The sequence below is a fragment of the Inquilinus sp. CA228 genome, assembly GCF_052078665.1.
In the GTDB taxonomy this organism is placed as follows: domain Bacteria; phylum Pseudomonadota; class Alphaproteobacteria; order DSM-16000; family Inquilinaceae; genus Inquilinus.
In genome coordinates, this window is record NZ_JBQJIK010000150.1 from 1 (window position 1) to 6,995 (window position 6,995).

The 6,995-nt window shown below is 62.9% G+C and carries 6 protein-coding genes and 1 pseudogene; 4 read left to right on the top strand and 3 right to left on the bottom strand.

Features of this window, described 5'->3' with window-relative positions; translation table 11 throughout:
- On the top strand, positions 1-660 hold a 660-nt coding region (locus tag ACTOWL_RS37325; RefSeq protein ID WP_441326374.1), incomplete at its 5' end, for a M10 family metallopeptidase C-terminal domain-containing protein.
- A 59-nt stretch (positions 661-719) separates the two neighbouring features.
- On the opposite strand, the gene ACTOWL_RS37330 is transcribed toward ACTOWL_RS37325, so the two are convergent.
- Positions 720-1,019: a hypothetical protein gene (locus ACTOWL_RS37330; protein WP_441326375.1), complete on the bottom strand. Its 300-nt coding sequence runs from the start codon at positions 1,017-1,019 to the stop codon at positions 720-722.
- A gap of 42 nt (positions 1,020-1,061) precedes the next feature.
- Here ACTOWL_RS37330 and ACTOWL_RS37335 point away from each other — a divergent pair, with 42 nt between their 5' ends.
- The 3 genes from ACTOWL_RS37335 to ACTOWL_RS37345 all read left to right on the top strand — a co-directional run bounded on the left by ACTOWL_RS37335 (position 1,062) and on the right by ACTOWL_RS37345 (position 6,012).
- Entirely contained in the window at positions 1,062-1,940 is an 879-nt protein-coding gene (locus ACTOWL_RS37335) for an efflux RND transporter periplasmic adaptor subunit (RefSeq protein ID WP_441326376.1), read from the top strand.
- Between the two features lie 446 nt (positions 1,941-2,386).
- Complete coding sequence (locus ACTOWL_RS37340; protein WP_441326377.1) at positions 2,387-3,388, top strand: AAA family ATPase; 1,002 nt, start codon at positions 2,387-2,389, stop codon at positions 3,386-3,388.
- Positions 3,389-3,447: 59 nt separating this feature from the next.
- Positions 3,448-6,012 (top strand): S8 family peptidase, encoded by a 2,565-nt coding sequence (locus tag ACTOWL_RS37345; RefSeq protein ID WP_441326378.1) that lies wholly within the window; start codon positions 3,448-3,450, stop codon positions 6,010-6,012.
- Positions 6,013-6,154: 142 nt separating this feature from the next.
- On the opposite strand, the gene ACTOWL_RS37350 is transcribed toward ACTOWL_RS37345, so the two are convergent.
- Both ACTOWL_RS37350 and ACTOWL_RS37355 read right to left on the bottom strand, forming a co-directional pair.
- A complete protein-coding gene (locus ACTOWL_RS37350) occupies positions 6,155-6,844 on the bottom strand; it encodes a DUF6602 domain-containing protein (protein ID WP_441326379.1) in 690 nt (229 codons plus the stop codon).
- Positions 6,845-6,889: 45 nt separating this feature from the next.
- Positions 6,890-6,995: pseudogene (locus ACTOWL_RS37355) on the bottom strand (IS5/IS1182 family transposase); the annotation flags it as partial.

Here is a 6,995-nt window from a genome sequence, read left to right on the forward strand (position 1 = left end):
GTCTTCGGCGAGGCCGGCCAGGACAACATCCTGGGCGGTGCCGGCAACGACCGGCTCGACGGCGGCGACGGCAACGACACGCTCGACGGCGGTGCCGGGGCCGACGCCCTGGTCGGCGGCGCCGGCATCGACACCATCAGCTACACCGCCTCGGCCGCCGCCGTCACCGTCAGCCTGGCCACCGGCACGGCCGAGGGCGACAGCTTCTCCGGCATCGAGCAGGTGCTGGGCTCGGCCCAGGCCGACACGCTGACCGGCGACGCCAATGCCAACACCCTGTGGGGCATGGCCGGCGGGGATGTCCTGACCGGCGGCGGCGGCGGCGACGTGCTGAAGGGCGGCGTCGGCAACGACCGGTTCGTCTACACCGCCCTGTCCGACAGCGCGGCCTCCGGCCTCGGCAAGGACACGATCCGGGATTTCTCGGCCGGCGACAGGATCGACCTGTCGGCGATCGACGCGGACGGCAACTCCAGCACCGGCGACACCGCCTTCACCTTCGGCACCGGCGACTACACCCGCCATGCCGGCGAGCTGCGGGTGGTGACGGCAGGCTCGATCCAGGTGGTCTATGTCGATGTCAATGGCGACAAGGTCTCGGACTTCGCCATCAACGTCACCTCCGACCATGCGCTGACGGCGAGCGATTTCATCCTCTGAGGGCATCTCCGGTGGCCGTGGTCGAAGGCCACCGAAACCGGACGGTGCCCGCGAGCGTGTTACAGGCCGCCTGGCAGCGACGTGTTCGGCAGCAGCGAGGTGTTCGGTGCCCCCATGGTCTGCGCCTGGCGCGGGGCCGGGATCGGGGTTGCCTGAAATGGCGCCGGCTGCGGGGGTGGGGCGATCCTCATCTGCGGCCGCATGGAGTGGCCGATGAGCGGCCGCGAACCGATACCGCCGGCGCAGGAGGTGCCGACGGCATTCTGGCTGACGATGCATTGCGCCATGGCGGCCGGTGCGGTCGCAATGGTCAGGCTGGCGGCCAGCGCCAGACGGATCCATGTGTTCATGTCCGTCATATTTGCACCGCTTGACCCACTTCCAGGTGCCATCCGCGCGCAGTGCGATGTTGCGCCGCTGGATCGTGCGGTGACGGAGAAGCGGCGCAGCTGGCCCAGACCCAGGCGACCCTGGCGCAGGACCGGGCCAATGAGCACCTCGCGGTGGTCACCAACCAGCGCACCACCCGGCTGGTGCAGCAGGGCTGGGCCAGCAAGGAGCAGGGCGACACCGACAGCTCGAGCCAGGCCGCCACCACCGCCGCCGTCGCCGCGGCCCAGGCCAGCATCGTCGCCCAGCAGGCCGATGTGGCGCGGCTGCAGCAGCTGACCGGCTTCGAGAAGGTGGTGGCACCGTTCGACGGGGTCGTCGCCAGCCGCAACTTCGACGTCGGCACGCTGGTCACCGCGGACAGTGCCTCCGGCACGCCGCTGCTGTCGCTGGTGCAGACCAGCACGCTGCGGATCCAGATCTTCGTGCCGCAGGAGGACTACTTCGCGCTCAAGGATGGCGAGGATGCCGAGGTGACGGTGCCGCAGCTGCCCGGCCGGGTCTTCCATGGCCGCGTCGCCCGCACCGCCGGCTCGCTGCAGCCGGGCACCCGGACCCTGCTGGCGGAGGTCGATGTCGACAATGCCGACGGGGCCCTCACCGCCGGGCTGTACTGCATCGTCCGGCTGGCGATCCCGCGCCCCAGCCCCGTCATCGTGCTGCCGTCGCAGGCCGTCATCTTCGACCAGCATGGGCTTTCGGCCGCCGTCTACGCGAACGGAGCGCTGCAGCTGCACCATCTCGACGTGCTGGCCGACAACGGCGCCACCCTCGACATCCGGGCCGGGCTGGACACGGGCGACCAGGTGGTCCTGAACCCACCGGTGAATGTGAGGGACGGCATGCCGGTGCAGGTCGCGGCGGGACAGCCTTCCACGTCCGACCAATAAAGCTGTGGAGCCGTCCGCTGGTCGCGACCCGACAGCGCCATTTGCGACCATGACACTGCCACTCCGAATCCGAGCTGCGATGCTCCCAAGCGGTCATCGCACTGGGCTCCCCAAACCGGACTTGGCCGCATGCGATCCAAAACTGCCATTCGCGGCAATTTCGTGCGGTCTGAACCGGACGTTGAGTCTCCGAAAACGTGGGTTGACGGCATAGTTTATTGGGAACAAAATAGGAACTTGAGGCGGCGATCGCGCCTCGCTATCCAGCTTGCGAAACCCCTTCCTGGCTTTCGCGCAGGAACGGGGGTGATGATAGGGTCATGGCGCTCACTTCTGACTTGCGGTATTGCTTTGCTGCTTGGCGTAGTCCGGTCGTTGAGTGGTTGGCCCGCCTGAGTGAGGGCTGAATTTCACCCTTTCGGCCGGTCGAACAGGAGGGCGTATCGATGTCGGCGAAGCAGATCGTCGCCCTGCTGAACTCACATATTGACGGCGATGAAGAGCAGTTCCTCTCGATTGCCATGCAGGTCGCGGCGGATGAGGCGCGCGCCGGACGGACCAGCGAGGCCGACCGCCTAAAGCACCTCGTTCAAAAAGCCCGAGACCAAGCCCGAAAGACCGGTACTGCAGGCCGTTCGCCGATCCCGCTCGCTCGGCCGCGCGGCGAACTTCAAGGGCTAGTCGAGAGCACCTACCCCAAGATCGTGCTCGATAGCATGGTCCTGTCGGATGACGTTCGCGGACGTCTGGATCGTCTGGTGCGCGAGCAGAGGCAACGCGCGATGCTGCGCGACCATGGTCAGGCTCCGGCCACGCATCTGCTCCTGATTGGACCGCCCGGCACAGGCAAGACCATGACCGCCTCTGCCCTTGCCGGCGAGTTGCGCCTGCCGCTGTTCACAGTGCGGCTTGAATCGCTGTTCAGCCGCTTTTTTGGAGAGACGGCAGGCAAGCTTCGCCTCCTGTTCGACCAGATCGCACAAGTGCGCGCCGTTTACCTTCTTGACGAGTTCGACGCCATTGGCGCCCGCCGGGGCGAGCCAAATGATGTTGGAGAGATCCGACGCGTGCTCAATTCGGTTCTGTCTTTTATGGAGGAACCGAACACGACTGACAGCTTGGTCATAGCCGCGACCAACAATATCGAAATCCTCGACAATGCGCTGGCGAGGCGCTTCGACGAGGTGATCGCCTATGAGCTACCCGATGCCGCCGGCGCGCGCGCCGTCGTGCAACGACGCCTGGGCAGGTTCAAAGTCGCCGCTAGGATCTGGAATGCGGTCGCGGCCGATGCTGAGGGGCTCAGCCAAGGCGAATTGGTCCGCGCTGCCGACGCGGTTGTGAAGGCAGCGATTTTGCAAGAAATGACGCATATTCTCAAGGACGCCCTGAAGCTGGCATTGCATGACCGGCAGATGTTCAAGGGCCGCTTTCGCCGTGCCCCTTGAACTCAGGCCGACGCTATCGATAATTTAAGGCGCTTTATAGATAAACATAGCGGAAATAGATGACGGACCTTGGCGACTTCGACGAGCGTCACCTGGCTCATCTGCCCATAGATCTGTGGCGCGAATCAGTCGGCTACGACTATCCAAGCCGCAAGCAACAGCGGAGACCGCTCCGCGATGACTATACCGCTCATGCCCAAGGCCTGATCCGCCAGCTCACCGACGCTCTCGGTGACCTGCCACCTCGTGATGCCGACCCCCGCCTCCCCATCCCGAACATGGCGCCGGGCACACTGATTTCAGTGGAGACCATGCCTCCCCGCGAAGGCGGTCGTGTTAAGGCCGTCAAGGTACCAGCCGGCCTTGAGTTTCAACTCCAGGACATCGTAGTGCTTCGCTCGATGCGCAACGATGATCGGACCGAGGGCGCGGTTCTCTTCGTGCCGGACAACGCCCGGGACTTTCTGCGCCGACGCATCGCAGCCTACGGGGCCCGCAACCTCGGTGGCGCAAAGCGCCCGGACCTGGAGCGCTTCGAAGTCATCGAGACTATTCAGGCCGCCGCTGCTCGGTCGCTATTCGTAGGCGAGATCGACTTCGCCGGGCCTGCTTCCTGGTGGGAGCTTTGGGTGCGGGCGCCCAATATGCGAGCCAACGCCATTGCAGCTGCCGCTCGCAATCGCGGATTCGATGTGCACGGCGAACGCTTGATCTTCCCTGATACGGTTGTGGTTCTCGTCCATGGCTTGCCAGTGGAAATGCTCATCTTGGCGACGCAGACTCCGGGCGCAATTGCAGAGATTCGCCGCGCCACTGGAACGATCAGGCCGTTTCTGGAACGCGGCGACAAAGTCATCGGTCAATCGGAGTTCGTCACCGAGTTGGCCACACGTGTGACACCACCGCCGGCCGACGCACCGGCGGTGAGCATTCTGGACACTGGCGTCGCCGCCGCCCATCCCTTGATTGCGCCAGGCATTGCCGGTGCGCTTGCCTATGACGACGCCTGGGGAACCGACGATCATGCGGACAATGGTGGTCACGGCACCGGCGTAATCGGATTGGTCCTCTATGGTGATCTCGAAGGCGCGATGAATGATCGACGCGAGATCGCACTCACCCATAGCGCGATCTCCATCAAGCTCCTTCCGCCGCCCGGCTTCGAGGCGAATACGCCAAGACACTATGGGATCATCACGCAGGGTGCTGTCGCGCGCATCGAGACCGACCATCACGAAACAACTCGCATTTTCTGCTTGGCGTGTTCGACTGATGAGTTTTCGACGGCAAGGCCATCCAGCTGGAGCGGCGCTCTCGATCAGATTGCCTCAGGTTCGTCTGTCGGCGACGCTGGTGACCCGCCTCGCCCGGCAATGCGCCGGCCCAAACGGTTGATGGTAGTGGCCGCGGGCAATGCCAACGGCGGAATGCGGGATGCGGTGCTGACGATGCACGCGATCGAGGATCCCGCACAGAGCTGGAATTCGCTCACTATCGGCGGATACACCGCAAAGGAGACCGTCGCACCCGAAGACGCCCCGATGACAGCCCTTGTCGGCGCCAACGAACTGAGTCCGTTCAGCCGCAGTTCGGAAATGCTTCCCGACGACCTGACACCAATAAAGCCGGAGGTCTTGTTTGAGGCGGGTAACATGCTGATCGACGACGCCGGATTCTGTGCCTGGGCCCCGTCGGTCTCTCTGCTCACGGCGGGAAATGACATCGAGGTTGAGCCCTTGACGCCAATCTGGGCCACTAGCGCGGCAACGGGGATGGCGGGACATTTCTTTGGCCAGCTCGAAGCGGCGTTGCCGGGCCTGTGGCCTGAAACCTATCGGGGTCTCGCTGTCCAGTCGGCCGAGTGGCCGAGCCCGATCAGAAAGATGCTCATCGGCAGAGGGGATCATTGGAGGACTGGCAAATCCGCAACCAAGGCCGTGAAGCAGCGCATTCTTCGCAGCGTTGGCTACGGCGTCCCGGACATCGAACGGGCAATCACCTCCGCTCGAAATGACGTCACCATGATCGCCCAGGCGGAGATTCAACCCTTTGCGTCCAGCCAAGATGGGCGCACCGCCGTCTACAACGAGATGCATTTTTATGACCTGCCCTGGCCTCGCGAAGCGCTTGAGCAGCTTGAGAACCGGGTCGTTACTATGAAGGTAACGCTATCCTATTTCGTCGAGCCTAATCTGACGGGCCGAGCAGCAACGCGACCGGACACTTACAGGTCTTTTGGTCTGCGATTCGCAATGAAGAGGCGCAGCGAAAGCGACCCGCAATTTCGGGCTCGGGTCAACGCTGCCCAAGAAGCGGATGCGGACGGCGCTAGCGATGAAGCGAGCTACTGGCTGTTGGGACCAAAGGCTGTCTCCGCGGGCTCGCTCCACTGTGATCTGTGGCGTGGCCGCGCCATAGAGTTGGCGCTCCACGATGCGATTGCAGTCTTTCCGGTCGGCGGCTGGTGGAAGTCGCATATTGGTCAAAGACGGATGGCCGACCGAGGGCGCTACAGCCTCCTCATCTCGATCTCGGCTCCCGGGCAGGCGGTAGACCTTTACACCGAAATTGCAGCGCGGGTCGAAGCCAAGACCGCCGAGATCAAGTTGACGCTAGGCCTATAGGGCCTGCCAGTGGACGCCCCATTCAATGCTTGAACAACAAGTATGTTGATCGAATCGCAACGGGCTGCCTTGCTTGCGGGTCATTCGCGCCAGGCGGTGTTGGTCACAGACATTCAGATTTTCAGGTCGTCAACTCGCGAGATTACGCAGAGAGACTTAAGTAACGGGTCATTGAAGCTGGGTGCATCGGCATGCTCTGGACGGTATGCAGCACGCATGCGCAGAAGGCGGCGAGTGAGTTGCCCTCATGGAGGACAAACTCCGGCGAATCGCGATACGGCTTCTGTGTCAGAAACCAGTCCCGGCCCAAGACAGCCAACCCGTGCAGATGGGCACGATTCTTGAACGTTGCCGCCTTCAGCCGTTTCTGGACCGCGTCGAGACTCGTGTAGGCCGCGTTGATCGCAATCACAAAGGACCGGGGTGATAGCTCATCGGCAAACTCGCGTTCGTCGGTCACGTCCTTGTTCTGTTCGTCCTTGCGTGTGCCGTACTCGACGTAGCGCTTCTCGCCGGCAAAGCTTCGGACAAGCCCGATCGCCTTAGTTGCCGTGTCAATCGCTTTGGCGTCCAGTAATGATTTCACCTCCACAAATCCATAGATGCATTCGATTGGAAAGAGGCCGGTGCCCCCTTCGAGGATTATAGGGGCATTGAACATGGCATCGTAAATGATCAGATCGAGCTGCGAGCTAATCTTGCCAGAGGCCGTTATCGCGAACCCGGTTCCAATGCTGAAGCGCCCGGGGAGAATTGCCCGCAACGCCGTTTTAACGACCGCCTCAACGACGCGGCCCTTTTCGGCATGATGCCTAATCAGCGTCTTGGCCAACTCCTCGTAGCTGGATATTGACGACCTTAGAGTCTGTTTTGAAAATCAGGGATGAGTGTTTCGTCGGATGAGAATTCCGCCCATGGCGACGAGGATCATCGCGTGCGAGACGTCGATGCGCTTTTCGTAGTCGCGGACGAGGCGGCGCCAT

Coding starts and splice junctions, on each gene's coding strand:
- ACTOWL_RS37330 (WP_441326375.1), bottom strand. CDS start 1,019: ATGACGGACATGAACACATGGATCCGTCTGGCGCTGGCCGCCAGCCTG.
- ACTOWL_RS37340 (WP_441326377.1), top strand. CDS start 2,387: ATGTCGGCGAAGCAGATCGTCGCCCTGCTGAACTCACATATTGACGGC.
- ACTOWL_RS37345 (WP_441326378.1), top strand. CDS start 3,448: ATGACGGACCTTGGCGACTTCGACGAGCGTCACCTGGCTCATCTGCCC.